The following is a 25516-nucleotide window of genomic DNA, read 5'->3' as shown; positions in this document are numbered from 1 at the left end:
CCTATCCACGGTTTGGATTCGAAGATCGCTGCCATGACTTCACTCACAGTGTCCGGCCGCGTGGCGCAAGTTCTCAGCAGCTATCTCAGCGATGTGTTCGGCGTGATGGGCAACGGAAACGTCTACTTCCTGGACGCCGCCGAGAAGCAGGGCCTCCGCTTCTCGGCCGTACGCCACGAGGGCGCCGCCATCGCAGCGGCAGACGCCTACTACCGCGCATCCGGGCGCCTCGCTGCGGGGACCACCACCTACGGCCCGGGCTACACCAACGCCCTGACGGCACTCGCGGAGGCGGTCCAGGCGCAGATCCCGGTGGTGCTCGTCACCGGTGACGCTCCGAGCAGCGGCGCCCGGCCCCAGGACGTGGACCAGGCGGCAATCGCCGCAGGTCTTGGCGCGGCCACCTTCACCATCACCCGCGATGCCGCGGGCTCCATCACACAGGAAGCCGTTGAGTACGCCCTGGCCAAGCAGACCGCCGTCGTCATCGCTATCCCGTACGACCTCGCGGCGCTCGAAGCAGCGGAGGAAGAGCCTGCCGCGCCGCAGGCGGCTGCGATTGCGGACGACGTCGACGGCGGCCTCCAGCGGGTTGCCGGACTTCTGGCCGGCGCGAAGCGGCCGCTCATCCTCGCGGGCCGCGGCGCGCATCTCGCCGGAGCCGGCCCCGAACTCCGGGAACTCGCCGACAGCCTCGGCGCGCTCACGGCCGGGACCGCCCTGGCGCTGAACCTGCTGGAGGGCGAGGGATACCTCGGTGTCGCGGGCGGCTTCGGCACAGATACGGCCGCCGGGCTCATGGACGAGGCCGACGTGGTGCTCGTGGCGGGGGCAAGCCTGAGCCCTTTCACGATGCGCTTCGGTCATCTGATCGGCCCGGACGCCACCGTGATCCAAATCGACACCGCCATCGAGCCGACGCACCCGCGGGTGGACATGTTCGTCAGTGCAGACGCGAAGACCGCCGCAGGCCGGATCCTCCGCATGCTGGATGACGCTGCCTCGCCGGAGGCCACCGCACGTCAGGGCTGGCGCGCGGAAGCCCTGAAACGCCTGGCCGACGGACCGGCCCACCATGCCGGCTCCGAGGAGACTCCGGACGGCCGCCTGGACCCGCGCGCCCTCGCCACGGCACTGGACGCCGTCCTGCCTGAGCGCCGCACCGTGGTCCAGGACGGAGGGCACTTCGTCGGATGGGCACCCATGTACTGGCGGATCCCGCGGCCCCAGGACCTGATCATGGTGGGAACCGCCTATCAGGCCATCGGGCTCGGCCTTGCCAGCGCCGTCGGGGCTGCCCGGGCCGTGGACGACGGACGTACGCTGGTGCTGGCCTCTGGCGACGGCGGCTTCCTGATGGGCCTATCCGACCTGGAATCCCTCATCGGCGCGGCGAGCAGCGCCGTCGTCGTGATCTACAACGACGCCGCCTATGGGGCCGAGATCCACCAGTACGGATCGAAGGGCCTCACCGAAAAGCCGATGCTCATCCCCGAGGTGGACTTCAGCGGCATCGGCCGCGCACTCGGGGCCGAGTCCGCGGTCATCCGCTCGCTGGCCGATCTTTCCGCGCTCAAAGAATGGATCGACGCCGGTGCCAAGGGAACATTCGTGGCCGATTGCCGCATCACCTCGAGCGTCAGGGCCCCGTGGCTCAGTGAATGGATGAGGGCTTCGCAGGCCGCGAAGGAGACGGTCGCGGGCTAAGGGCGCGAGACCGCGGGATGCCGATCCGTCGGACAGAGGTCGATTCCGCCAACGGTGCTGGTTGGACCTCCGGCGAAGGCGGTCCCGTACGCGGGAAGGCCTCCTTTCGAGCGATTCGGAGGGAGGCCTTCTGCTTGACCTAGAGGGTCCGGGAGGCTTAAAGGAGTCCGACCTTGGTCATCAGTTCGGTGACCTTCTCGCTGTTGAGCTTGGCGGGGTCCACCGAAGGTGCCTGGAGATCCTTGAGGGGCACAAGCTTGGAGTTGGCCGGCACATCGGAGCCAACGGTGTATTCAAAGGAGTCACCGGTCTGGAGGACTTGCTGGCCCGCTTTGCCGGTGATGAACTTCAGGAACTGCTGGGCCTGGGCCTGTTTTTTGCTCGATGCCAGAACGGCACCCCCGGAGACGCTGACGAACGCACCCGGGTCCTGGTTCTTGAAGTAGTGGAGATCAACATTCTTGCTGTTCTCTCCAGTCTGGGCCTGGTCCACAAATGAGTAGTAGTGGTACAGGACTCCTGCGTCCACTTCACCGGCGTTCACGGCCGCGAGCACCGGGGTGTCGTCCTTGTATGACTTGAAGTTGTTCTTCGCCGCCTCCAGCCATTTCTGGGTTGCGTCTTCTCCCTTGAGCGCGAGCATCGCGCTGACGATGGCCTGGAAATCCGCTCCGCCGGTGGACGCGCCGATGCGTCCCTTCCAGACGGGGTCGGCGAGGTCCATCAAGGACTTGGGGAGCTGATCCGCTGTGAGCTTGCTCTTGTTGTAGGCCAGCACGGTGGAACGGGCCGCGATGCCCGTCCAGTCGCCGGTGGACGGCCTGTACTGCGCAGGAACCTGGGCGAGGGTTGCTTGGTCCACCGGGGCCAGCAAGCCGGCACTCGCGATGCGGACCATGGCCGGGGAGTTCTCCGTGAGGAAGACGTCCGCCGGGGAGTTCTTGCCTTCCTCACTGAGCTGGTTGCTCATTTCAAGGTCGTCACCATTGCGGAGCGTCACCTTGATTCCCGTTTCCTTCGTGAAGGCGTCGACCCACGCGCCGGTGAGGTTTTCGTGCTGCGCGTTATATACGACGATGCCATCTCCGGATGCCGCGCCGGATGTGGAACTACCGGTTGCCGTCCCGGTGGGTGAGCCGCTGCACGCCGAAAGTGCCAGCAGCGTGGCCGTGGCGGCGGCAAGGGCCGTAGCGGGTTTGATGCCGAATTTCATGGGGGGCCTTTCGAGGTCCCGGCCGGGACCGGAACAGTTGGGGAGATGCAGTTGGGGCAGTGCCGTTGTAGGCAAGGCAAACCTTACTGTAATAACAACATGTCATTGTTGCGTAATTCGGAACACGCTGAGGTCGACTGTTACAAAGGACCGGCCACGGCGGATCGCGGGTGGATCCCCGGAGCGCCCCAGCGGCGCTTCCGCCGTTAAGAGCGCGCTAAATCTCTGCCTGCCGGCGTAAGGAAACCATTAAGACCGGCGGCGGCCGCCCTGTTTGGTGATCTCATGAAGAGAGGAAGCACCCGCCGTCGGGCCTTCCACCCGGCCCTCCACAGGAGCTGAATTCACCATGAAACGAATTGACCTCAACACGGGAACGGAACATGGCGCCGAGTTGTCGGGCACGCACCCTGAAGACTACGTCGTGGTCGATGACCTCGGTGATTTCACGTATTACCCGTCCGAGGCAGTCATGCTCGAAGACTTGGAGTACGTTGACGAAGCAGCCAGCATTCTCGACCGGGCGGGCAACGATTTTCGCTTGACGCTGGAGGGAAACAGGAAGCTGAGGCTGGGTTCCTCATTCGGCAGGGTGGAATTTACCTGGCTCCGCCAAGCATGGATGAACGACCGTCGCCGGGACCCGCAGGCGCATCGATTGCTCCGCTTCTACCCCATAACCTTGGACGCCCTTCTGGCTGGAATTTTTGAAACCTTGACGCTTGAACTCGCCATCCAAGCCGCAGGCTCATCATGGGTGTTGGAGATGGGGGGAGAGGAAACGCACCCGGCGACACTCAAGGACGTCGATGGCCTGCTCGCTGCGCATGATCATCTTGAAGCGGCATCTGTGCGAGACCCCTTCGGACACCGCTATCGTCCGACCCGACACGCACCTCACCCTTTCCGTTCCCGCGGCGCGGGGGCGATCTATTACGTGGAGATTGAGACCCACCCCGGGGAGGCCGGCAATGGTCCCCAAGTTTCTGACAGTTTGCCGTGAGTTCCTTCACTGCGGGTTACCGCCCGGTAGGCGTTCTGCGATAGTTGGGAACCATGGTGAACGTCCAGACTGAAATACTCATCCAGCAGCCCCGTGAGATCGTGGCGAGTTTTGCTTCTGATCCGGACAACGCGCCCGTCTGGTACGCAAACATCCGATCAGCGCGGTGGCAGACGTCGCGGCCTTTGGTTGTTGGATCACGGGTCGCTTTCACTGCGCGGTTCTTAGGCCGCGACCTCGACTATGTCTACGAATTCACCGAGCTTGTCCCCGGCGAGTCACTCACCATGCGCACAAGCCAAGGCCCTTTCCCGATGCGGACCACCTACACCTGGTCCGATGAGAATGGCGCGACCCGCATGACCCTTCGCAACACGGGCGAACCCTCCGGGTTCTCCGCACTTGCAGGCATCTTCATGGCGCCAATGATGCGCGCGGCCATGCGCAAGGACCTTGAGAACCTCAAGCGGATCCTCGAAGCCCGCTAGTCCACGAGGCCCCCTGGGAACGGCTAAACGCTCACCAGGAAACGCGGCCGGGAACCTGGTTCCCGGCCGCCGCCCTCGCGTTAAGCGTTTGGAGCTAGGGCACGACGGCGACAACGTCGATTTCGACGAGGAAGTCACCGAGGAACGAACCCACCGTAGTCCGGGCCGGGTAAGGGATTTCGACGAGCTTTTCGTAGATGGCGTTGAACCCCGCGAAGTCCCTGCCTGGATGGTGCAGGTGCACAGTTGCTTTGACGACGTGGGAGAAGTTCAGCCCATGCGCCTCCAAGACCGCGCCCCAAGTTGTTCATGGCTTGGAGGGTCTGCTCTGCGATGGTGGTTCCCACAGTCTCCCCAGTCATGGGGTGGTGCGGGGTCTGGCCAGCGGTGTAGAGAAAGCCGTTGGCGACGACGGCTTGGGAATAGGGGCCCGCCGGGCTGGGTGCGAGGTCGGTTGTTACCTGTTTGCGGGGCATGGGATGGGTTCCTTTGCGATGACCGGCGTAAAGGCCGGCCGGCGTTGCTGATGTTTAGAGGACCTTGGAGAGGAAGGCCCGGGTGCGTTCGTGTTGCGGGTTGCCCAGGACGTCCTCGGGCCTGCCGCTTTCGACAACCACGCCCTGGTCCATGAAGACCACCTGGTCGCTGACTTGGCCCTCATTGACTCGGTGGTCTACGCACTTCTTCCCTCCGATGGGACTGCCTCAAGGGCAATCCATCGGCGCGTGGTCCAGGAAATCGGCGCCTATTCCCACACGATCAGCTCCTATCCGCTCATCGCAGCCGTCGGCGGCATCGCAGCCCGCGTAGAGGAGCTGCCAAAATCCAGGTCGGAAGCCCTGCAAACACTCCAGTACCTGCTGCATCAGCAGTCAGCAAGGACGGATGCCTCTGGAGCCGGGGGTCCCGCCGTCGGGCTGTTCGAGGACTACAGGATCCCGCTGAATCTCCTGAAGATCGGGGCATTCATCAGCGAGAACGGATTTGCCGACCTCGATGACATCTCAAAAATCCAGGCCTACGATTTCGAACAGCAGACCGATTACCTGGACACCTTGAGGGCCTACATGGCCTCAAACGGAAACATCTCGGCAATGGCGGCCCGCCTCCATGTGCACAACAACACCGTCCGCTACCGAATATCTCGCCTTGCCAAGGACTTTGACCTCGATCTGGACGATCCCCAGAAGCGGCTCTGGCTGTGGTTGCGACTCACGACGATGGACCTCTCGGAAACTACAGAGCCTTGACAGCGCTCAACACCTTAGTGAGGGACTCCTTGGCGTCGCCAAAAAGCAGGGTTGTCTGCGGCTCGTACATGAGTTCGTTCTCAATGCCCGCGAATCCCGGCCGCATGGACCGCTTCAGGAAGACGACTTGGCGCGCGTCGGCCACTTCGAGGATGGGCATGCCGTAGATCGGCGAACCCGCACTGGTCTTCGCTGCGGGATTGACGACGTCGTTCGCACCGACCACCAACGCGACGTCGGCCGTCCGGAATTCCGAGTTGATCTCGCCCATTTCCTTGAGGGACTCATAGGGCACATTTGCTTCGGCGAGCAGGACGTTCATGTGCCCGGGCATGCGTCCGGCCACTGGGTGGATCGCGAAATCCACATCGATGCCCCGCGCCTCAAGTGCAAGCGCCAGCTCGGCGGCCGTGTGCTGGCCTTGGGCCACCGCGAGCCCATAGCCGGGAACGATGATGACCCGCTGCGCGTAGCCAAGAAGCACGGCCACGTCCTCCGCGCTGGATGAGCGGACGGGCCGATCGCTCACCGCCGTCGATCCCGCCGTCGAGCCTCCCTTGAACGCGCCGAAGAGGATTCCCGCAACACTGCGCCCCATAGCCGCGGCCATAGCCCGGGTGAGGATGGTGCCCGAGGCGCCCACCAGGGTGCCCGCGACCACCAACAGCACGTTGCCAAGCACCAGGCCCGAGGCCGCCACGGCCAGGCCCGTGAAAGCGTTCAGCAGCGAGATGACAATCGGGACGTCGGCGCCGCCCACCGGCAACACCAGCAGCACGCCGGCGGCCAGTCCCAGCAATAACAGCACCAGCGCAAGCGCGAGGGAACCACTGAAAACGACGGCGACGGCGGCACCCACCGCCGCGAGCAGCACCGCTCCCATGAGCGTCGGCAGGCCGGCGAACACCACCGGGCGGGTGGTCATGAGCTCCTGCAGTTTGGAAAAGGTGATGGCGGAACCCGCGAACGACACCGCCCCCACCAGCAGCGTGAAGACAATGGCCACGCGCACCCAGGGGTCCTCGGTATGCTCGAGTTCCAGGAGTGCCACGAGAGCCGCGGCACCACCGCCCACTCCGTTGAACAGGGCCACGAGTTGCGGCATCTGGGTCATCTTGACCTGCCGCGCGACCGGCGCGGCCACCCCCGAACCCACCGCCATCGCCCCGAGGATCCACGGAACGTTGTCCATCTTGACCGAGAAGAAGACCGTCGCGACGGCGAGAGCCGCGCCGAAGGCGCCCACCAAGTTGCCGCGCCGGGCGGTGCGCGGAGAATTCAATCCCTTGAGCGCGAGGATGAAACAGACGGCGGCCGCGAGGTAGAGGAGCGAGGTCCACACCGGATCGATGAGGCTCATCGCATACCCTCCTTCGCCTCGGGTTTCTTAGCCGCAGTCACTTCGCGTTTGCGGCCGCGGAACATCTCCAGCATGCGGTCGGTCACCACGAAGCCACCCACCAAATTGGCGGTGGCGAGGACGACGGCGAGCAAAGCCACCGTGAGGACCCACGGGTCCGAGGCCTGCCCGGCAACGATGATCGCGCCCACCAAGATGATTCCGTGGATGGCGTTGGCCCCGGACATCAAGGGCGTGTGGAGCGTGCTCGAGACCTTGGAGACCACTTCGAAGCCCACAAAGACCGCCAACACGGTAACGGTGAGAAGGGCGATGCCGTCCATTACGAAACCCCCTCGCTCGCGGAGCCCATGGAACCTGCGGAGCCCACTGATTCTGCCGTCTCGGCGGACAGTGCCTCGAGAGCCTCCGCCGTGGGAGCGTGCCGCACCTCGCCGTCGTGCGTCAGGCACGCACCCGCCACCACCTCATCGCCGAAGTCCGGAACAACGGCGCCGTCACAGGTCATCAGAGCAAGGAGGTTGGCGACGTTCTTGGCGTAGAGGCGCGAGGCGTCCGCGGGCATCGCGGAGGCGACGTCCTTCATCCCCACCAGGGTGACCGTGCCCTGGCCGTCCGCCGTCGGAATCTCCAGGTCCAAGCCAGGCACCGAGCCCTCCACATTGCCACCTGACTCGGCGGCGAGGTCGACGACCACCGAGCCCGGGCGCATGTGCTGAACCATCTCGCGACTCACCAGGAGCGGGGCCCGCCGTCCGGGGACAGCCGCCGTCGTAATGAGCACGTCGGACTGGGCAACATGCGGTGCGAGCAGTTGGCGCTGCAGGGCGCCACGATCGGCGCTGAGCTCGCGGGCATAGCCGCCGGACGCTTCAGCCGTCTCGACGTCGAGCTTGATGAACGTGCCGCCCATCGAGGCCACCTCGTCCGCCGACGCCGGCCGGATGTCATTGGCGGAGACGCGTGCGCCCAGCCTCTTCGCAGTACCGATGGCTTGCAGACCCGCCACACCGGCGCCGAGCACCAGAACGCGGGCTGGGGGGATGGTTCCGGCGGCCGTCATGTACAGCGGGAAGAAGCGCGGCAGGCGCATCGCGGCCTCGAGCACGCAGCGATACCCGGCCACGAGGGCCTGCGAGGTGAGGGCGTCCATGGATTGTGCGCGGGAGATGCGCGGCACCAGCTCAAGCGCGAAGGAGGTCACGCCCGCTTCGGCAAGCGCGCGGACGGTGGGAAGTTCCGACGACGGCGACGCCAGGCCCACGGTGACGGCACCCCGGCGCAGCGCGGCCGCCGTCGCGGGCCCTAGGGGGCGGACGTGCGCGTAGACGTCCAGTCCTGCGAGATCCAAGCCGGGAACGATGAGTGCGCCCGCCTGGCGATAGTCGTCATCGCTGTGGCCTGCTGCCGTTCCGGCTCCGCTTTCGACGAAGACCTCCAGCCCCAATCCTGCCAACTGCGTGACGGTCTCGGGCGTCGCAGCAACCCGCCGCTCACCGTCCAGGCGTTCGCGCGCTATGCCAAGTTTCACCCGCATTCCCTTCCCGAAACCTCATTGCCCCGAGCCGTCGTTGGCTTGAGTCTAGGACGCAGAAGGCCCGGGCGGGAGTAGGTGCCGAGGTCATCTCGCGGACTGTCCGGCCGCACCGCTCCATTACCCACGTTTTGGATCGAACCCACCAAGATCAGCGTCGCCGTGATCACGCAGAGGATGGTGACGATTCCACTGGCTATCGTGGGCCGGTTCCACGTGGAAATGACGTTTCCTTCCGAGGAAAGATAGCCTGAGGCCTCCGCCGCCCCCCACAGTGCATTTCACCGTGCGGGTCTTACGTACATTGCCTTCTTCGGCGCCGGACCGGAGCCTGTGGAAACAAGGAGTGTGCTGTCAGGGACCGGCTAACGGGCGCCTTCGCCGCTGATATTCCTTTTGTTAGTTGCCGCAGGAGCCGTCACCGATGGAGAGCATGGCATGGCGTGCGGAGTGCTCCCCTTTGACCTGGACTGCAAGTGGTATGCAGGCCGACTGCCGCCCCACTAGCGTGAACCCGCCGACCCAGAACACCCGCCCGGGGTCGATATTGGCTGAACAGCCCTCGTAGGTGACGCTCGAATACCCTACTGAGGGTCCCTGCTCTGTCAAAATTCCGGCAAAAGACCGAGCCGCCGCGTCGATAGAAACCGTCACCGTCGATTCCGCAGGTAGCCTGGTTCCGACCTTAAAATAAGTGACCCCATCCGCGTCGGCATCCGGCGGGACGTCGACCTTGTATCCGTTGCCCAGCCCTGGGTAGACCAACGGGCCAATGACCAGATCCTCTGGCCCTGGTGGAGGAGTGTCCGTTCCCACCGGACGCGCGAGGTCACAACCGACTGTCGTACTCCCTGAGGGCGAGACAGAGGCTGGCTGAGGAGAGGATGCCACGGTCCGATTTTCTGAAGCCGTGCCGATACAACCGGCAAGCACGACCGCCGTGAGCACTTCAATGACTAGAAACGCGAACCTCGGAACTGTGCCTTTTGACTTACCCATCTGCCCCAATCCCCTGGGCCAACTCTAACCGTCGCTGCGGTCCGAGACCATCGCTGGCAACGCCAGCCAGCGGCACCTTCATTTGGGACACCACATCTACGCCGCGCAGGCTGCAAAGTGCATTGAGAACATGAGGATCGCCCTGCATGAGGCAGGCGCGTCGATTGACGATGTGATAAGCACGCGTGTGCTCGTTGCGTCCACTAAGCAAACGGACCTAGTGACTGCATGGGAGGTCGTACGCGACGCCTTCGGAGCAGACGACGTGCCACCGAGCACTCTGTTGGGGGTAACGGTTCTCGGGCATGACAACCAGCTTGTGGAGGTCGAGGCCATCGCGGCCGTCCGCGACTAAAGCGTAAGAAGTGGTGCCCTGCCAGGTTGACATCTGCGCGACCGCTGGAGGATCCCTCAACGGACACAGGCAGTCCGCACGTTCCGCGCTCTCAGCGACCAAGCACCGAATCCGCGATCTGCTGCGCGGCTTGGTCCGCCGTGATGTGTGTGGTGTCGATGACCTCGGCTTCATCATGCAGCCAGATACGAGCTGCCTCGGCGTATGGCTCCAGATACGCGAAGCGGAAGGTCGAGGGGCCGAGGTCTTTGTCGTTCTGTATGCGGTCGCGGAGCGTGGCCTGGTCCGCGTGGAGCACGAAATGCTGGATCGGTATGCCGTGTTCGGTAAGACCATTGCTGATCTCCCGCCAGTAGCTCTCGACCAGGACAGTCATCGGCATCACGAGTGTGCCTCCGGTGTACTCGAGCACGCCCCGAGCGGTTTCGACAACGAGTGGTCGCCACGGCTCCCAATGCTGGAAGTTGTCCGTTGCAGGAAGCCCCGGCTTGATGTCCATGAGCACCTCACCGACCTTCTCAGCGTCGAGGACGTGCGAGTCAGGCAGCAATTGCTGTACGAGCGCGCTCGTCGTCGTCTTCCCCGCCCCATGGGTGCCGTTGAGCCAAACAATCATGGACCGAACTCTAGCGCCAAAAAGTGTCCTTCACGGCCCGTCGATAGCCGATCCCTCAGCGGGCTCGGCTGGCCGATCATGAAGCTGCGGAACTCCGGCGGGTACGGGTGGGCCGGCCGCGAAGACGCGGCCTGGGAATGGACCCGTGATCACGGCTTCCCCGAGCTGCAGATCAGTCCTCGTCGGCTCGACGACGACGAAGTCAGGCAGGCGATCACGGCCACCGAGCGGATGGGCGACCAGGTGTCCGCGGCACTGGGGATGTCCACGGTCTCTCTCATCGCCCGCCTTGTTCTGGCTACCCATGAGGACGGCGCCTATCTGATCCTTGAGCCCCCGAGGGTGTCCCGCCACTGGATGAAGGGTCTCGAGCGGTCGACCTGAGGAAGGCGTCGGCCTGGTCGCCGTTGACGACCCGTCCACGCCCCACCGACACTTGACCGAGCGTCTCGCGGTGCGGCGGTCCGGCAGGGCGCATCCACTGACAGGCCCCCGGAAGCCTAGGAGCGGTGGATCGCAACGGTAAGTGGGGCATGCGCCGGTTGTGGATCCGCTAAGGGACACCCGGTGCGCCGATCCGAGACCACTTGCCACGAAACTGTTGGATAAATCACCTTTGTGCCGCGGGGTCCGCTAGCCTCATCTGAGGATCAAGGGGGGAACCCACGGTGGAAATCGCGTTGACCTGCGGAAACGCAATCTTGAATGTCGAGCGCGGAACAATCGGCAGGCTTGTGTCCGTTGAGAGATCCCCAAACTGGACGGAAATGCTCCAAGACTGCCGGTCGTGCAAGAATCGCGGCATGGATGAGGTTGAGCGGCAGACGAGGGAACAATTGATGGTCCACGAGGCTTTGATGCAGGCGATGGATCGGCGGGACGAGGTCTTCCAGGTGATTGAGGATTCAGAGGACGTGGACGAAGCAATCCGTCGCGTGGGCCAACTGTTGGGCGTTGGAGAGCTGGGCAGCCGGGCCGTCCTCGACCTGCAGGCCAGAAGATTCACCCGAGACCAGCGTCAGGCCTTCGCTTCTTATGCGGAAGAACTTAGATCAAGGTTGCCCGATGGGCGCTGAACTGGTCGCGTACGATCCGCTTACGGTTGATCGTCCCGGTGGCCGGCCATTCCCATCTTCGGACGGCTCAACTAAGCTCGCTGTGGGCTGGGAGCCTCCAGTTAATGCACCGTCGATGAGCCGGTTCCCGCCGCGCCGTCGGGAAGGAACACAGCTATGGCCACGTACAAAATCGGATACTTCGTCGGCAGCCTTTCAAGCCACTCCATCAACCGGGTCCTGTCCAAGGCGCTCATCAGCGTAGCGCCTGAAGAACTCGAATTCACCGAGATTCCCATCAAGGACCTGCCCCTCTACAGCTCAGACTACGACGCCGATTTCCCGCCCGCAGGCCGGGCGTTGAAGGATGCGATCGCGGCGTCGGACGGCATCCTGTTCATCTCCCCCGAGTACAACCGCTCCATCCCCGGTGCCTTGAAGAATGCCATCGACTGGGGATCCCGGCCCTGGGGGACCAACTCCTTCGCCCGCAAGCCCACGGGCATCATCGGCACATCTCCCGGCAGCATCGGTACGGCCGTGATGCAGTCCTCCATGCGCAGCGTCCTGAGCTTCCTCGACGCGCCGCAACTCAACGCCCCGGAGGCCTACGTCAAATTCGATCCGGCGTCCTACAACGAGGACGGATCCGTCCGGGACGAAGGCACCGCGTCCCTCCTCCGCCACTACATGGAGGAATACAGCGCGTTCGTCCAGCGCGTCCTGGCCGCCAACGCACCCGGGCACATCGGCGACGAGCACCCGGACGGTGCCAAGCTGACGCGGTAGCGAGTCGGCGGCGCAGCTAGTGCTTCGCCGAGACGTCCTGCGATATCGCCCGCGCCGTCTCCACGATCTGCTCCCGGACCGATTCAAGGTATGCAGCGGGGTCAGGCTGGGCAGCGACGTTTTGGGCTTGGAGCGAGACGTTGACCGCGGCAGCCACATGGCCCGCATTGTGGTTCCAGACCGGCGCGGCGATGGACATGAGTCCGAGTTCCAGCTCCTGGTCCAGCAGGCACCACCCTTGCTTGCGGACGCGGTCCAGCTCGGCCAGAAGTTCCCCGCGGGACGTGAGGGTCCGTGGCGTCAGGGCTTTGAACTCCACCGAAGACAGGTACTCGTCCAGCTTCTGCTGCGAAAGACCCGCCAAAAGCACGCGTCCCATGGACGTGGCGTAGGCGGGGAAGCGGGTGCCCACCGAGATGCCAACGGTCATGATGCGGCGCGTGGTCACGCGGGCCACGTAGAAGATGTCCGCCCCATCCAGCACGGCGGCCGACGTCGACTCCCCCAGCTTCAGCGACAGCTCCTCAAGGTGCGGCTGCGCGAGCTGTGGCAAGGACAACGCCGACAGGTAGGAATAGCCGAGCTGCAGCACCATCGCTGTGAGGGCGAAGGTCTTGCCGTCGGTGCGGACATAGCCCAGCTCCACGAGTGTGTGCAGGAAGCGCCGGGCCGTGGCACGCGTCAGGTCGGTGCGTGCCGCCACTTCGCTGAGCGTCATGACGGGGTTGGCCGCGTCGAAAGCGCGGATCACGGACAAGCCACGTGCGAGTGATTGCACGTACTGGTCACTCGCCTGGGGAGCGCCTGCCCGCGGCGCTCCGGCTACTGCTGCGTCGGTCATGGTTACCAATCTTATTGGCGCGAACTGGCAGCCAATGCCTCTTAAAGTGCTTCCAGAGGGCATCTGGTGCCAGTTCGCGCTTGGGGTTGAGACGACCTAGACCCCGACGGCGGCGCCAGCCGCCTTTTCCTTGAACGGCACCAGCGGGAGCGGCACCAGCGCTTGGAGCTCTTCGAAGGTGCAGCCGAAGGTCTCACGCACGGTCACGCCGTCGGACCCTATCAGGAAGACGGCTTTGTCCGTGTACACGCGGGTCACGCAGCCCACGCCGGTCAGCGGATAGCTGCAGTGCTCCACGAGCTTGGACACACCGTCGCGGGTCAGGAGCGTCATCATGACGAACACGTCCTTGGCACCGGTGGCCAAGTCCATCGCGCCACCAACAGCCGGAATCGCGTCCGGAGCCCCGGTGTGCCAATTGGCGAGGTCGCCCGTGGCCGACACCTGGAAAGCGCCGAGCACGCAGATATCCAAATGGCCGCCGCGCATGATCGCGAAGGAATCGGCGTGGTGGAAATACGAAGCGCCGGGGAGCTCGGTGACGGGGATCTTGCCGGCGTTGATGAGGTCGCCGTCGATCTCCTCGTCCTTGGCCTCCGGGCCCATGCCGAGCATCCCGTTCTCCGTGTGGAGCGTGATGTTCTGCTCTTCGGTGAGGTAGTTGGAGACGAGCGTCGGCTGACCGATGCCGAGGTTCACGAACGAGCCGGGAACGATGTCGCGCGCCACGAGCCGCGCGAGGTCGTCGCGACCCAAGGGTGTTGTTGAGGTTTGGATGCTCATGTCAGGCCACCTTCACGATGCTGTTGACGTAGATTCCGGGGGTCACCACGTTCTCCGGGTCGAGGGCGCCCGTTGGAACGATCTCCGACACCTGGACGATGGTGTGCTTGGCGGCGGCGGCCATGATGGGACCGAAGTTCCGGGCCGTCTTCCGGTACACGAGGTTGCCCTTGCCGTCGGCCTTGAGCGCCTTGATGAGCGCGACGTCGGCGTGGATGGGCGTCTCGAAGACCTGCCACTTGCCGTCCAGCAGCCGGGTTTCCTTCCCCTCCGCCAGCATGGTGCCGTAGCCGGTGGGGGTGAAAAACCCGCCGATTCCGGCCCCGGCAGCGCGGATGCGCTCGGCCAGGTTACCTTGCGGCACGAGCTCCAGCTCGATGTCCCCAGCCTTGTACTTGGCGTCGAAGTGCCAGGAATCGGACTGCCGGGGGAAGGAGCAGATCATCTTGCGGACCCGTCCTTCCTTGATGAGCAGCGCAAGGCCCTGGTCCCCCTGGCCCGCGTTGTTGTTCACCACGGTGAGGTCTGTGGCGCCGGAATCGAGCAGCGCGTCGATGAGTTCGAACGGCTGGCCTGCGTTCCCGAAACCGCCGATCATGACGGTAGAGCCGTCCTGGATGCCGGCGACTGCTTCGCCAACTGTGTCAATGAAATTCAGCATGGTCCGTTAGCCCTTAACCCCAGGAGTGACGTTTTCGAGCACCACGGCCAGGCCTTGCCCGACGCCGATGCAGATCGCCGCGACACCCCAACGCTGTCCAGAGGCCTGCAGGCTGCGGGCCAGGGTGCCAAGGATGCGCGTGCCCGACGCACCCAGCGGGTGCCCCATCGCGAGCGCGCCGCCGTGCCGGTTCACGATGGACGGGTCGATCCCCCATGCATCAATACAGGCTAGGGACTGCGCGGCAAACGCCTCGTTAAGTTCGACGGCGCCCACCTGGTCCCAGCCGATGCCCGCCTTCGCGAGCGCCTTGTTAGCCGCTTCCACCGGGGCGTAGCCGAAGAACTGGGGGTCGTTTCCATGGGCGCCGCGGCCAGCGATACGAGCAAGCGGCTCCAGACCCAGCAGCCCGGCGGCACTTTCGCTGCCAATCCAAGCCGCCGACGCGCCGTCGGACAGCGGCGAGGCGTTGCCTGCCGTGACCGTTCCACCTGTTGTCTTACCTGCGGCAGCGTCGCTGGACTCAGGACGGAACACCGTCTTGAGCCCACCGAGCTTCTCCGCCGTCGAGCCTGCCCGGATGCCTTCATCGCGGACCAACTCGGTGCCTGGAACCGGAGTCACCAACTGGTCGTAAAAGCCTTCGTCCCAGGCGGCAGCGGCGAGGTTGTGCGATGCTGCGGCGAACTCGTCCTGGCGTTCGCGGGTGATCCCGTATTTCTCACGGAGCCGTTCCGTGGCCTCGCCGAGGGAAATGGTCCAGTCCTTGGGCATGGCCGGGTTCACCAGGCGCCAACCCAGGGTGGTAGAGGCGAGGGTCATGTCCCCTGCCGGGTACGGCTTGGAGGTCTTGGGCAGTACCCACGGGGCGCGGGACATGGACTCGGCACCACCCACCAGCACCAACTCGGCGTCGCCGGCGTTGATCTGGCGCGAAGCGATGATGGCGGCATCCAGGGAGGAGCCGCACAGGCGGTTGACCGTGGTCCCCGGGATCGACGTCGGGAGCCCCGCCAACAGAGTAGCCATGCGGGCGATGTTGCGGTTCTCCTCGCCGGCGCCGTTGGCGTTGCCGAACACCACTTCGTCAATCCGCTCGACGTCCAAAACAGGCGCACGCTTCACGGCTTCGCGCACTACGTGGGCTGCGAGGTCATCCGGCCGGACCCCGGCAAGGCCCGAGCCGAATTTTCCAAAAGGTGTGCGCACGGCGTCGTACAGATATGCCTGATTCATGGGGTCTCCTCTAAGTGTCTGTAGCCCCAACTAGCTCGCAGTTAATGTCGTTATGAGGGCTCAAAACGACATCTAATGCGAGTCAGTTGGGTGGGGTGGGGCTCGCGGGTTCGGTGGATTCGGGGGTCTCGTCGAGTTCCGCGAAAACGCCCTGTGCGGTCTTGAACGCGGTGTTGGCGGAGGGGACTCCGCAGTAGATGGCGGTCTGCAGCAGGATTTCCTTGATCTCGTCCCTGCTCAGCCCGTTGGTGATGGCGGCGCGGATGTGCATGGCCAGTTCTTCCCAGTGCCCGTGCGCCACCATGGCCGTGATGGTCACAGCCGAGCGCATCTGCCGCGTCAGGCCCGGACGGGTCCAGATGCCTCCCCAGGCGATCCGGGTGATCATGTCCTGGAAGTCGTCAGTGAAGGAATCCTTGTTCGCGTTGGCGCGGTCCACGTGCGTGTCGCCGAGCACTTCGCGGCGGACCACCATGCCGGCGTCGTAGATTTCCTGCGAGGTGGCATCGCGCCGAACGGCACCCTGCGAAGAATCAGTGCTCATTTTCCGGCCTCCGTCATGAACGTCCGCATGAGGTCCGCGACGACGGCGGGCGCCTCCGCGGGCGCAAGGTGCCCGACGCCGTCGAGCGCTACGGAAACGGCGCCGCCGCCGCCGGCGTTGATGCCCGCCGCAATCTCTTCAGCGAACGACGGCGGTGCAACAGTGTCCTCGACGCCGGCCAGCGCCTGCGTGGGGACGGTGATGCTGCCGAGTTCGGAGCGGACGTCGAATTCGGCGAGGGCCTCGCAACAGAACGCGTAGCTGAAGCGGTCGGCGTCCCGCAAGGCGTGCAGGAGGCGGCTGCTAACCACGGGCTGGCGATCCATGAAACCCGGGGCGAACCAGCGCTGCGCGGACCCCTGGATCATCACTGCGGTGCCTTGCGCGCGGACGGTTTCGGCGCGTTCCAGCCACCCTTCCGGCGTGCCGATCTTCGCCCCGGTGCACTGCACGGACAGGCTCTTGAGCCGTTCTCCGTGCTTGATGCCCAGTTGGAGGCCGGTAGCACCGCCCAGGGAGTCCCCGGCGTAGTGGAACACGACGCCGGGCGCGATCGAGTCCACCAGGTCCACCACCGCATCGGCCAGTTCGGCGACGCTGAACGTTTCTGAGGCCACGGGCGAGACGCCGTGGCCGGGCAGGTCCCAGCCGATGACGTCGAAGTCGATTCCGAGCAGGGCTGCCGTCTCGGTCCAAAGCACCGTTGACGTTCCGAGCGACGGTCCCACCACCAGGAGCGGCTTCTCCCCGAGGGTGCGCTGCGGGGACAGCAACACCGCTTTGACGTTGGGCTTAGCCACGATCGGCTCCCTTCGGATTGGTGTGTGCGAATTCCGGGTACTCCGTCAGAATGCGGCGGCTGATTTCGGCGGCCTCGCCTACATAGTTGGCCGGGTCGAGAAGGGCCTGCAGTTCCTCGTCGGACAGTTTGCTGGTCGGGACGGCTTCGCGGAGGAGCTTCGTGTAGATCCGGGCCTGCTCCACAGCAGGCGCCTGGAGGGTCTCGTCGACGACGGCTTGCAGCCGGGCCTTCGCGTCGCTCCTGTCCGCGCCAAGGAGCGGAGCAACGGAGGATGCCACGGCTTCACTGAGCAACAATGGCACGGAGATTTCCAGGTTGCGGCGCATCGCCTCCGGAAAGACCCGGAGTCCTTCGGCGAGCTCGCGGAGCTGGGTCGCGGCACCGAGTGCGAGCCGAAGCAAGCCCCGCAATGCCTGCCATTCGCTGTGCCAGGCGCCGTCCGGGCGTTCGTCGTTGAAGTTGGCTGCCGCCAGGTGCAGCTGCGCAGCCAATCCGGGAGCTTGGAGTGCCGCGCTACGGATCAGCACCGACAACACCGGATTCTGCTTTTGCGGCATGGCCGAAGAAACGCCTCGCCCTGCGGCAAGCGGCTCACCCAGTTCGGCAACCTCGGGCCGGCTGAGGAACAGCAGGTCAGAGGCGATCTTGCCGAAGGAGTCCGTCAGTGCCGTGAGGGCGTCGCCGAGTCCAGTGACGGCAAGGCGGTTCGTGTGCCACGGCGCGGGAACGGGCGCGAGGCCCAGTTTCCCGGCCAGGGCATCGGCCAAGTCAAAGGGGCTCGACGACGAGCCTTCCGTGAGCGGCGAGCCTTCCGTGAGCACGGTACCGGCAGCAAGGGTGCCACCGGCGCCGCCGAACTGCACGGGCAACTTCAGGGATTCAAGGCGACGGGCCGCGGCGGCCACTCCGTGGAACCATTGCGCCGCCTTGAGCCCGAAGGTGAACGGCAGCGCATGCTGGGTCAGGCTCCTGCCGACGCACAGCATGTCCGCATGCTGCTCCGCAAGGGCTGCGAGCGCCGTCGTCGTACCTTTCACTTCGGCAAGTAGCGCGGAAACCACGCGGTGCGCGAGCAGCATGAGGGCCGAATCCAGGACGTCTTGGCTCGTCAGGGAGGTGTGTACGGCAGCAAGCGCGCCGGCGTCGAGCTGCCTGACCCGGGCCCGTAGATCGGCCAGCAGCGGAATGACCGGGTTGGCGCCGCCTTGTGCGCGTTCGGCGATGGAAGCGGCGTCGTAGGCCCAGGATTCCGCGGCCTCGGTGACGACAGCGGCGGAACCGGCGGGAGCGAGGCCCGCCTCTTCGAGCACGGATGCCCAAGCAGCCTCGACGTCGAGGATGGCGGCAATGACCGCACCGTCACCCGTCAGCGCCGCCACCGCGGGCGACGCCGAAACCGGGCTGAGCAGCCCGAAATCGCCGTTGCCACTCACTGGGTGGCGCCTTCGAAGCGCTCGAAGTCGAGGAAAACAGTCTCGTTCTCGCCTTGCAGGCGCAGATCCCAGGTGAGGCCGCCATCCGCGTCGCGGCGTGCGATCAGGGTGCTGCGGCGCTCGGGGTCCAAGGAGCTGAGCAGCGGATCGGCGGCGAGCGCTTCCTCGTTTTCCGGCAAGTAGATCCGGGTGAACAGGCGGTTCATAAGGCCACGGGCAAAAACGGCGACGGAAATGAACGGAGCCGCTCCCGCTTCAGTGGGACCGGGATTGACCGTGGTGAACGTGAAGACACCGGAGTTGCCCACGGCTGCGCGGCCCCAACCGGTGAAGGTGTAGCCGTCGCGGACCAGGGAACCGGTGCGCTGAACCACGTTGCCTTCGGAATCGGGCTGCCAGATCTCCAAGATGGCGTCCGGGATGGCCTCGCCTGCGCCGTCGTACACGGTGCCTTGCAGGCGGATGCTTCCGGCGCTGCCCGGGGCGAGGAGCTCGTTGTCCTTATTAAAGGGAAGGGCATAGCCGTAGAAGGGGCCAACCGTCTGGCCGGGTGTCGGGGTCAACTTGCTCATGATTTACTCCTCATCCCCGGCGTCGCCAAAGGCTTCGTTTTCGGTCCAGGTGCGCTTCGATCCGCTCAGGACGATGTCCCAGTTGTAGCCGAGGGCCCATTCTGGGCTCGTCAGCTCGTGGTCGTACGTGGCCACGAGCCGGTCGCGGGCGTCCTGGTCCACGATCGATTGATAGATGGGGTCCAGCGGGAACAACTGGTCGCCCGGGAAGTACATCTGGGTGACGATGCGCTGCGTGAAGTCCGTGCCAAACAGGGAGAAGTGGATGTGGGCCGGCCGCCAGGCGTTGAGGTGGTTCTTCCACGGGTAGGCGCCGGGCTTGATGGTGGTGAAGTGGTAAGAGCCGTCCGGCCCGGTGATGCAGCGTCCGACGCCGGTGAAGTTCGGGTCGAGCGGGGCAGGGTGCTGGTCTCGCTTGTGAATGTAGCGGCCGGCAGCATTGGCCTGCCAGATCTCCACGAGCTGGCCGGCAACCGGGCGGCCGTCGCCGTCGAGCACTTTGCCCTGCACGATGATCCGCTCGCCCTGGGGTTCGCCGTTGTGCTGGATGGTGAGGTCCGATTCCAGGGCGTGCACATCTTGGTGCCCGAACGCAGGCGAGTACAGCTCGATGGTCTCGGGGTCCGCATGGTGCAGGCTCTTGGTGGGATGGCGCAGGATGCTGCTGCGGTAGGGCGCGAAGTCCAGGCGGGGCTGGGTCTCCGGCGCTGCACCGTCCTTGAGCGCCCGGGCGTACGCGTCGCCGATGGCCTTGATCTCGGCGCTGAGATCCGCTTGGGTTTCGGCTGCGGCGTCCAACGGCGCGTGGGCGGCATGCGGTTCGGCCGCCGGTACGAGCTCGTCGTCTTGGTAGTGCCCGGCATTTGCGTCTAGCAGCACGGCCGGCTCCTTTCGGGTGGTTGCTTTTCTGGTTTCTGCTTGCGTTTCTGCTTAGCGGTGCACGTGGTGGGCGTGAAGCGAGTCGTATTGAACGGCGTGCCGCACGGGGGCGTTCGGGGCGCCGTAGCCGTCGTAGTTGCCGCGGCGCTCCACCATTTCGAAGAACACGCTGCCCACCGTGGCGGTGTAGAAATGGAGGAATTCACCGTTGGCATCCCTGTCGTAGAGAAGGTTCAGTTCCTTGAGGGTTGCAAGGAAAGCAGGCTCCAAGGCGAAGCGCGCATCCAGGTCCTCGTAGTAGTTGGCCGGGATCTGCAGGAAGTCGAGTCCACGTGCCTGGGCCGCCCGCGCCGTGGCCACGAGGTCGTCCACCGCGAACGCGATGTGTTCCTGGTAGCTCTTGCGCCCGCCCTGCTGAAGCAGCGGCGCGAGGTTCAGGACCAGGCGCACCGCACGGTCCGACGTCTGCATGACCTGGGAGCGCACCAGGCCGCTGGGGCTCGGCACCTCGGCGAACGGCTGCGGTTCCAGGGCCAAGGCACTCGTGTAGAAAAGGACGGCTTCGTCGAAGTGCTGCCAGGGCTGCGCCAGGTTCACGTGGTCGATCACCGCGGAGCCGGCCGCGGCCGGGTGCTCCAGCCCTTCGCCGAATTCATGCGTCCAGGCCGCGGTGCCATCCGGGCTGCCTTGGCACAGGAAGATCTCGGTGGAGTCCGGGGCGGCGATGCCTTGGAAGACTTCCTCGTCCGCCTGGACCTTGCGCGGCACCACGGGAGCCCTGAGTTGCTGGGCGCGAGCCGAGGCAATCACTGGAGAGTCGACGTCGAACCCCAACGCCGCGATGGCGGGTTCACTATGCGACGGAGCCTGTTCGTTGATGATGACGCGTGCCTGGCCCATCGACCACAACTGCACGTCCTTGGTCCGGTGCCGGCCATCGAATTCGAAGCCGAGCTGGCCCAGGAGCGTCTCAAGCTGAGCGGGCTCGTCCGTTTTGACCTCTGCGAAGTTAAACCCGGCCGGTTCCGCCACCTTGGGCAGCGTGGCCAGTTCCATGGGATAACGACGGCGGCCGGCGGCGTTGGCGAGTGAGTCACCATTGGCGCTTCCAGGCGCTCCTCCCGCCGTAAAGGACGACGCGTTCGCGTCAAGCCATTTGGCGCTCTGTTCCTCAAGCCAGATCAGCGAGCGCATCGCGTCGACCGCGGTCCGCTCCACGTCCGATTGGCGGAAGACGTCGTTGAAGACCTCCAGCGAGACGGGACCCGAATAGCCTGCGCGGGCAACGTGGCCCATGAACTTGGCCAACTCGAATTGTCCTTCGCCCGGGAACACGCGGTAGTGGCGGCTCCAGGACAGCACGTCCATGGAGAGCTTGGGGGCGTCGGCCACCTGAACGAAAAAGATCTTTTCGGGCTTGATGGCCTCGATGGGCGCGGTGTCCCAGTCGCGGGAAAGGATGTGGAAAGAGTCCAGGCACGTGCCGAGGTTGGGGTGGTCCACGGTGTCCACGAGGCGGTGCGCGTGCTCGTAGTCGCTCACGTATTTGCCCCAAGCCAGGGCCTCATACGCCACTTTGACGCCGTGGTTCCCGGCCAATTCCGCCAGACGGCTGAGCTGCTCGGCCCGAAGGTCGTCGTCGTCGATCGTCGCAGTTCCCACGTTGGTGCACACCAGGATGGTGTCCATGCCGAGTCGGGACATGAGCTTGAACTTGGCATCCGCCCGGCGCAGGTTTTCCTGCAGAATGTCCTCGGTGACGCTGTCGAAGTCGCGGAACGGTTGGTAGAGATCCAGGCCGAGTCCAAGGTCGGCAGCCATCTTCCGCACGTCCTCGGGGCTAAGCGGCGACGTGACGAGGTCTTGTTCGAAGATCTCGATGCCGTCGAAGCCCGCGATGGCGCAGGCCTGCATCTTTTCCTTGAGGGTGCCGGAGAGGCAGACGGTAGCGATTCCGGTGCGCATCAGTGCCCCGCCCCGGCGAGGGCCTTATCAGCCTTCGACGCTTCAGCCTTTGCATCCTCGGCGTTCACCAGCTCGAGGAAGTGTGACCGCATCCGCTCCGGATCGGCGTAGCGGCCGGTGAAGATGCGGAAAGCGTCGGCGGCTTGGCCCACGGCCATGCGGCCGCCGTCGAGCACACGGCACCCCTTGGCCCGGGCCTCGAGAACCAGCTGGGTTTCAATCGGCCGATAGACGATATCGGCCACCCAGTGCCGGGGTTCCACGAGGGACATGTCCAGTGGGAGGCCTGGATGCGCGGCCATGCCCACCGGAGTGCAGTGCACCAGACCGTCAGCCAGCGGCATGAGCTGCGGCAGCTCCGCCGTCGTCCGCGCCGTGACGGTGCTGCCCGGGAAAAGGGCGGCGAGTTCCGCCGCCCGTTCGGCACAGCGCGCGGGGTCCACATCCACAAGGTCCAGGGTCTTGACCCCGGCGGAAAGAAGGGCGTAGGCGACGGCGGAGCCGGCACCCCCAGCGCCCAACTGGACGACGCGGTCCAGGCCGGCATCGGGAAGCCCGCTGGCCAAAGCGGAGCCGAAACCGGAGAAGTCTGTGTTGTGGCCGATGAAGCGGCCGTCCTGGATCAGGACGGTGTTGACAGCGCCGAGCCGCCGGGCGTCCTCGGAAACCTCGTCCAGGAACGGCAGCACCAGTTGCTTGCACGGATGCGTGATGTTGAGGCCGTTGTAACCAAGCCGTGAGGCGGCAGTCAGGAGATCGCCGACGGCAGAGCCGGGCAGGGAGAGCTCCAGGAGGTCGATGGGCCGGTACAGGTAGCGCAGCCCCTGGACGTCAGCCTCCCTCTCATGCATGGGCGGCGTCAGCGAAGGCGATACGCCTTCACCTATAAGGCCCACCAGGAAGGATTCGGCTCGGTTGCTCATGCTCATTGCTCCTTTGACAACTACACCCGAGGATTGGCTCCCCTGGACTCCCTGAGGACATCCTGAGCTTGCTGCTCCGCCGGGCGGTATGAATCAGACTACACAAAATGTTCATATATTGCACTTGTGTTCTTATCGCGAACAAAAGTGAGTGCCGTCAGGCCCTTTAGCGCTGCGGCAAGCGGTCGGCAAGCTCGGACGCCGCACTCTTCAGCAGGGGTACGACAGCCACGAGCTGTTCCACTGTCATTCGGAAAACAGGGACCGCAGTGGCAAGGGATGCGAAGGCAACGCCTTGGGAGTTGAGGACAGGGACGGCGACGGCACGCATGCCCACCTCGTTCTCCTCGTCCATGATCGCGTAGCCCTGGCGGCGGACCTTCTCGATTTCCAAGCGGAAGGCGTCGCGATCGGTGATGGAGAATTCCGTGAGCGGCTCCAGTTCAAGCTCTTCCACGAGCAGCTTCCGCTCCTCGTCCTCAGCGAAGGCAACCAGCGCCTTGCCTACCGCAGTGGTGTGCAGCATTCCAAGATGCCCCGGATCGCTGGTGACCCGGAACATTTGGGGGCCGTCCACCTTGTTGACCGTGAGGTGGTGGTGGCCGTCCCGGACCGACAGGATGGTGGCTTCGCCGGTTCCCTCCGTCACGCGCTGCAGGATGGGCCGAGCCGTACCGGCAAAGCCGTGGTGGTTGGACACCCGCTGCCCGAGCTGGAAGACACGAAGGCCCAGGTGGTAGCGGCGGCCATCGGCCTCGTAGTCCACAAAACCATCGCGAGTCAGGGATCCGAGCAGGCGGTACGTGGTACTGAAGGGCAATTCCGCCTGGCGGGCGAGTTCAGAGGCGCTGGCCCCCTTCGGCTCATTACCCAGCAGTACAAGGAGGCCCAGGGCCTTGCCGATCATGTCAGTCTTTGTGTCTTCCTTCACGTCCATAGATCAAGATTGCCACATCGTGAGAGCTATATCTAGATGGTGAGTAAATATCTTGACAAGTGACTGTGCTCACAGTCATCATTGCTATATCGCACAAGTAGCTCTCACAATGTGGCTACAGTGTGAGGCCGCTGCCGGACCAACATCGACGTTCCAGGTACGCAAATTTCAGCCAGATGCGACATCGCCGTCACACAAAGGAACACCATGAGTCACACGATCCCGTCTACGACGCCGGGCACTGCCACGGCAGGAACGCCGAAGAAGGCCGCCCTTGCCAGCTTCCTCGGTAGCGCCGTCGAGTACTACGACTTCTTCATCTTCGGTTCGGCCGCGGCCTTGATCTTCCCGCACGTCTTCTTCCCCAGCGCCGACGCCAACGCCGCCATCATGTCCTTCGCGACCTTCGGTTTCGCCTACGTGGCAAGGCCAGTCGGAGCCATCATCCTGGGGCACTTCGGCGACCGCATCGGCCGCCAGCGCGTCCTGATGTTCACCCTGGTGCTCATGGGTGCGGCGACGTTCATCATCGGCTGCCTCCCCGACTTCAAGACCATCGGTTGGTGGGCCCCTGCACTTCTGGTCTTCGCGCGTCTTTGCCAGGGCCTGTCGGCTGCAGGCGAGCAAGCTGGCGCCTCGTCCATGACACTGGAACACGCGCCGGACAACCGCCGTTCGTTCTTTACCTCCTGGACCCTCACCGGAACCCAGGGCGGCCAGATCCTCGCAGCGCTGGTCTTCATCCCCGTGGTTGCCCTTCCGGACGAGATCAAGTACGGCATCGGCTGGCGCATCCCGTTCTGGCTCAGCGCCGTCGTGGTCCTGGTAGCTTTCTTCATCCGTCGCACCCTGCACGAGCCGCCCGCATTCGAAGAGGCCAAGAAGAATCACCAAATCGCCAAGCTTCCGGTAGCCGACCTCCTCAGGCTGCACTGGGCCGATGTCCTGCGCGTTGTCTGCTGCGCCTTCATCTCCGCCGTGAGCACGGTCTTCGGCACCCTGGCCATCAAGTACGCCCAGGACGTGGCCCACGTCAACAGCACCATCACCCTATGGCTCGTTGTGGCAGCCAATATCGTGGCCCTTGGAACCCAGCCGGTCTTCGGCAAGCTGGCTGACCGGATCGGCCGCAAGCCCGTCTTCATCTACGGTGCCGTAGCCAGCGCCATCATGACGCCGGTGTTCCTCCTGACACTTGAATCCGGGAACGTGCCGCTCATGTTCCTGGTGTCCGTGGTGTACTTCGCCCTTGGTTACGCCGCAGCCAACGCTGTGTGGCCCTCTTTCTACGGCGAGATGTTCAGCACCAAGGTCCGCTTCTCCGGCTTGGCCATCGGCACGCAGCTCGGCTTCCTCATGGCAGGCTTCGCCCCGACCATCGTCACCGCAATCGGCGGCACCAAGGCAGGCGGCTGGGTCCAGATCAGCATCTTCACCGGCGTCATCTGCGTCATCGCAGCGGTCTCCGCGATGACCGCCCGGGAATCCTTCAAGACCCCGACGGCGGAACTCGGCTTGAAGTAGGACGCCACCAGTTCACCCCTATCCGTTGTTCCCACCGGCTCCCGGCT

At 64.7% G+C, this 25516-nt stretch carries 26 protein-coding genes and 3 pseudogenes; 9 read left to right on the top strand and 20 right to left on the bottom strand.

Features of this window, described 5'->3' with window-relative positions; genetic code table 11:
• Nucleotides 1-33: 33 nt before the first annotated feature.
• A complete protein-coding gene (locus AC1DLO_RS07190) occupies nucleotides 34-1707 on the top strand; it encodes a thiamine pyrophosphate-binding protein (RefSeq protein ID WP_476888968.1) in 1674 nt (557 codons plus the stop codon).
• A 157-nt stretch (nucleotides 1708-1864) separates the two neighbouring features.
• On the opposite strand, the gene AC1DLO_RS07185 is transcribed toward AC1DLO_RS07190, so the two are convergent.
• A complete protein-coding gene (locus tag AC1DLO_RS07185; RefSeq protein WP_476888967.1) occupies nucleotides 1865-2920 on the bottom strand; it encodes an iron ABC transporter substrate-binding protein in 1056 nt (351 codons plus the stop codon).
• A 349-nt stretch (nucleotides 2921-3269) separates the two neighbouring features.
• Between AC1DLO_RS07185 and AC1DLO_RS07180 the strand changes: the two genes are divergently transcribed.
• A complete protein-coding gene (locus AC1DLO_RS07180; protein WP_476888966.1) occupies nucleotides 3270-3923 on the top strand; it encodes a hypothetical protein in 654 nt (217 codons plus the stop codon).
• 53 nt (nucleotides 3924-3976) lie between these two features.
• Nucleotides 3977-4411: an SRPBCC family protein gene (locus AC1DLO_RS07175; RefSeq protein ID WP_476888965.1), complete on the top strand. Its 435-nt coding sequence runs from the start codon at nucleotides 3977-3979 to the stop codon at nucleotides 4409-4411.
• 94 nt (nucleotides 4412-4505) lie between these two features.
• Here the strand turns inward: AC1DLO_RS07175 and AC1DLO_RS07170 are convergent, their stop codons facing one another.
• The 3 genes and pseudogenes from AC1DLO_RS07170 to AC1DLO_RS07160 form a co-directional block, all read right to left on the bottom strand.
• Entirely contained in the window at nucleotides 4506-4700 is a 195-nt protein-coding gene (locus AC1DLO_RS07170; protein WP_476888964.1) for a RidA family protein, read from the bottom strand.
• A gap of 67 nt (nucleotides 4701-4767) precedes the next feature.
• Nucleotides 4768-4887, bottom strand: a pseudogene (locus AC1DLO_RS07165) (Rid family hydrolase); the annotation flags it as partial.
• Between the two features lie 54 nt (nucleotides 4888-4941).
• Nucleotides 4942-5064, bottom strand: a pseudogene (locus AC1DLO_RS07160) (ectoine/hydroxyectoine ABC transporter ATP-binding protein EhuA); the annotation flags it as partial.
• A 15-nt stretch (nucleotides 5065-5079) separates the two neighbouring features.
• Here AC1DLO_RS07160 and AC1DLO_RS07155 point away from each other — a divergent pair.
• The gene (locus tag AC1DLO_RS07155) at nucleotides 5080-5661 is read left to right on the top strand and encodes a PucR family transcriptional regulator (RefSeq protein WP_476889080.1); all 582 of its coding nucleotides are present in this window, start codon (nucleotides 5080-5082) and stop codon (nucleotides 5659-5661) included.
• Here AC1DLO_RS07155 and AC1DLO_RS07150 read toward each other — a convergent pair.
• From AC1DLO_RS07150 to AC1DLO_RS07140, 3 genes are read right to left on the bottom strand one after another with little or no spacing between them, the layout of a single operon-like run.
• On the bottom strand, nucleotides 5648-7021 hold the full coding sequence (locus AC1DLO_RS07150) for an NAD(P)(+) transhydrogenase (Re/Si-specific) subunit beta (RefSeq protein WP_476888963.1): 1374 nt from the start codon (nucleotides 7019-7021) through the stop codon (nucleotides 5648-5650). The genes AC1DLO_RS07155 and AC1DLO_RS07150 overlap by 14 nt on opposite strands.
• On the bottom strand, nucleotides 7018-7344 hold the full coding sequence (locus tag AC1DLO_RS07145; RefSeq protein ID WP_184740045.1) for an NAD(P) transhydrogenase subunit alpha part 2: 327 nt from the start codon (nucleotides 7342-7344) through the stop codon (nucleotides 7018-7020). Before AC1DLO_RS07145 ends, AC1DLO_RS07150 begins: the two co-directional genes overlap by 4 nt.
• Nucleotides 7344-8552 carry a Re/Si-specific NAD(P)(+) transhydrogenase subunit alpha gene (locus AC1DLO_RS07140; protein WP_476914438.1) on the bottom strand — a complete coding sequence of 403 codons (1209 nt, stop codon included), beginning with the start codon at nucleotides 8550-8552 and terminating at the stop codon, nucleotides 7344-7346. Before AC1DLO_RS07140 ends, AC1DLO_RS07145 begins: the two co-directional genes overlap by 1 nt.
• Nucleotides 8553-9636: 1084 nt before the next feature.
• Between AC1DLO_RS07140 and AC1DLO_RS07135 the strand changes: the two are divergent.
• Nucleotides 9637-9909: pseudogene (locus AC1DLO_RS07135) on the top strand (RidA family protein); the annotation flags it as partial.
• A gap of 91 nt (nucleotides 9910-10000) precedes the next feature.
• Here the strand turns inward: AC1DLO_RS07135 and AC1DLO_RS07130 are convergent.
• Nucleotides 10001-10525 carry an AAA family ATPase gene (locus tag AC1DLO_RS07130; protein ID WP_476888961.1) on the bottom strand — a complete coding sequence of 175 codons (525 nt, stop codon included), beginning with the start codon at nucleotides 10523-10525 and terminating at the stop codon, nucleotides 10001-10003.
• 78 nt (nucleotides 10526-10603) lie between these two features.
• On the opposite strand from AC1DLO_RS07130, the gene AC1DLO_RS07125 reads away from it, so the two are divergent.
• The 3 genes from AC1DLO_RS07125 to AC1DLO_RS07115 all read left to right on the top strand — a co-directional run bounded on the left by AC1DLO_RS07125 (nucleotide 10604) and on the right by AC1DLO_RS07115 (nucleotide 12369).
• Nucleotides 10604-10909 carry a hypothetical protein gene (locus AC1DLO_RS07125; protein ID WP_476888960.1) on the top strand — a complete coding sequence of 102 codons (306 nt, stop codon included), beginning with the start codon at nucleotides 10604-10606 and terminating at the stop codon, nucleotides 10907-10909.
• A gap of 419 nt (nucleotides 10910-11328) precedes the next feature.
• Nucleotides 11329-11601, top strand: coding sequence for a DNA gyrase subunit A (locus AC1DLO_RS07120; protein WP_476888959.1), 273 nt, complete (start codon nucleotides 11329-11331; stop codon nucleotides 11599-11601).
• Between the two features lie 156 nt (nucleotides 11602-11757).
• Nucleotides 11758-12369 carry an NADPH-dependent FMN reductase gene (locus tag AC1DLO_RS07115; protein WP_476888958.1) on the top strand — a complete coding sequence of 204 codons (612 nt, stop codon included), beginning with the start codon at nucleotides 11758-11760 and terminating at the stop codon, nucleotides 12367-12369.
• A gap of 16 nt (nucleotides 12370-12385) precedes the next feature.
• On the opposite strand, the gene AC1DLO_RS07110 is transcribed toward AC1DLO_RS07115, so the two are convergent.
• From AC1DLO_RS07110 to AC1DLO_RS07055, 12 genes are all read right to left on the bottom strand, one after another.
• On the bottom strand, nucleotides 12386-13210 hold the full coding sequence (locus tag AC1DLO_RS07110; RefSeq protein ID WP_476888957.1) for an IclR family transcriptional regulator domain-containing protein: 825 nt from the start codon (nucleotides 13208-13210) through the stop codon (nucleotides 12386-12388).
• Nucleotides 13211-13306: 96 nt separating this feature from the next.
• On the bottom strand, nucleotides 13307-13993 hold the full coding sequence (locus AC1DLO_RS07105; protein WP_476888956.1) for a 3-oxoacid CoA-transferase subunit B: 687 nt from the start codon (nucleotides 13991-13993) through the stop codon (nucleotides 13307-13309).
• A 1-nt stretch (nucleotide 13994) separates the two neighbouring features.
• Entirely contained in the window at nucleotides 13995-14654 is a 660-nt protein-coding gene (locus AC1DLO_RS07100; protein WP_476888955.1) for a 3-oxoacid CoA-transferase subunit A, read from the bottom strand.
• 6 nt (nucleotides 14655-14660) lie between these two features.
• Nucleotides 14661-15890, bottom strand: coding sequence for a thiolase family protein (locus AC1DLO_RS07095; RefSeq protein ID WP_476888954.1), 1230 nt, complete (start codon nucleotides 15888-15890; stop codon nucleotides 14661-14663).
• 82 nt (nucleotides 15891-15972) lie between these two features.
• Nucleotides 15973-16434, bottom strand: coding sequence for a 4-carboxymuconolactone decarboxylase (pcaC, locus tag AC1DLO_RS07090; protein ID WP_476888953.1), 462 nt, complete (start codon nucleotides 16432-16434; stop codon nucleotides 15973-15975).
• Nucleotides 16431-17234 carry an alpha/beta fold hydrolase gene (locus AC1DLO_RS07085; protein WP_476888952.1) on the bottom strand — a complete coding sequence of 268 codons (804 nt, stop codon included), beginning with the start codon at nucleotides 17232-17234 and terminating at the stop codon, nucleotides 16431-16433. The genes pcaC and AC1DLO_RS07085 overlap by 4 nt, the downstream gene beginning before the upstream one ends.
• On the bottom strand, nucleotides 17227-18669 hold the full coding sequence (locus AC1DLO_RS07080; protein ID WP_476888951.1) for a lyase family protein: 1443 nt from the start codon (nucleotides 18667-18669) through the stop codon (nucleotides 17227-17229). Before AC1DLO_RS07080 ends, AC1DLO_RS07085 begins: the two co-directional genes overlap by 8 nt.
• Nucleotides 18666-19241, bottom strand: coding sequence for a protocatechuate 3,4-dioxygenase subunit alpha (gene pcaG / locus AC1DLO_RS07075; RefSeq protein WP_476888950.1), 576 nt, complete (start codon nucleotides 19239-19241; stop codon nucleotides 18666-18668). The genes AC1DLO_RS07080 and pcaG overlap by 4 nt, the downstream gene beginning before the upstream one ends.
• A gap of 3 nt (nucleotides 19242-19244) precedes the next feature.
• Entirely contained in the window at nucleotides 19245-20117 is an 873-nt protein-coding gene (gene pcaH, locus AC1DLO_RS07070) for a protocatechuate 3,4-dioxygenase subunit beta (RefSeq protein ID WP_476889079.1), read from the bottom strand.
• Between the two features lie 54 nt (nucleotides 20118-20171).
• Entirely contained in the window at nucleotides 20172-22085 is a 1914-nt protein-coding gene (locus AC1DLO_RS07065; RefSeq protein WP_476888949.1) for a bifunctional sugar phosphate isomerase/epimerase/4-hydroxyphenylpyruvate dioxygenase family protein, read from the bottom strand.
• The gene (locus AC1DLO_RS07060; RefSeq protein WP_476888948.1) at nucleotides 22085-23008 is read right to left on the bottom strand and encodes a shikimate dehydrogenase; all 924 of its coding nucleotides are present in this window, start codon (nucleotides 23006-23008) and stop codon (nucleotides 22085-22087) included. The genes AC1DLO_RS07065 and AC1DLO_RS07060 overlap by 1 nt, the downstream gene beginning before the upstream one ends.
• A gap of 166 nt (nucleotides 23009-23174) precedes the next feature.
• Nucleotides 23175-23945: an IclR family transcriptional regulator gene (locus tag AC1DLO_RS07055; RefSeq protein ID WP_476888947.1), complete on the bottom strand. Its 771-nt coding sequence runs from the start codon at nucleotides 23943-23945 to the stop codon at nucleotides 23175-23177.
• A 207-nt stretch (nucleotides 23946-24152) separates the two neighbouring features.
• On the opposite strand from AC1DLO_RS07055, the gene AC1DLO_RS07050 reads away from it, so the two are divergent.
• The gene (locus AC1DLO_RS07050; protein ID WP_184740008.1) at nucleotides 24153-25469 is read left to right on the top strand and encodes an MFS transporter; all 1317 of its coding nucleotides are present in this window, start codon (nucleotides 24153-24155) and stop codon (nucleotides 25467-25469) included.
• Nucleotides 25470-25516: the final 47 nt, after the last annotated feature.

Source organism: Arthrobacter sp. 01T419 (genome assembly GCF_056398865.1).
This window is presented reverse-complemented; position numbering and strand designations above follow the sequence as displayed.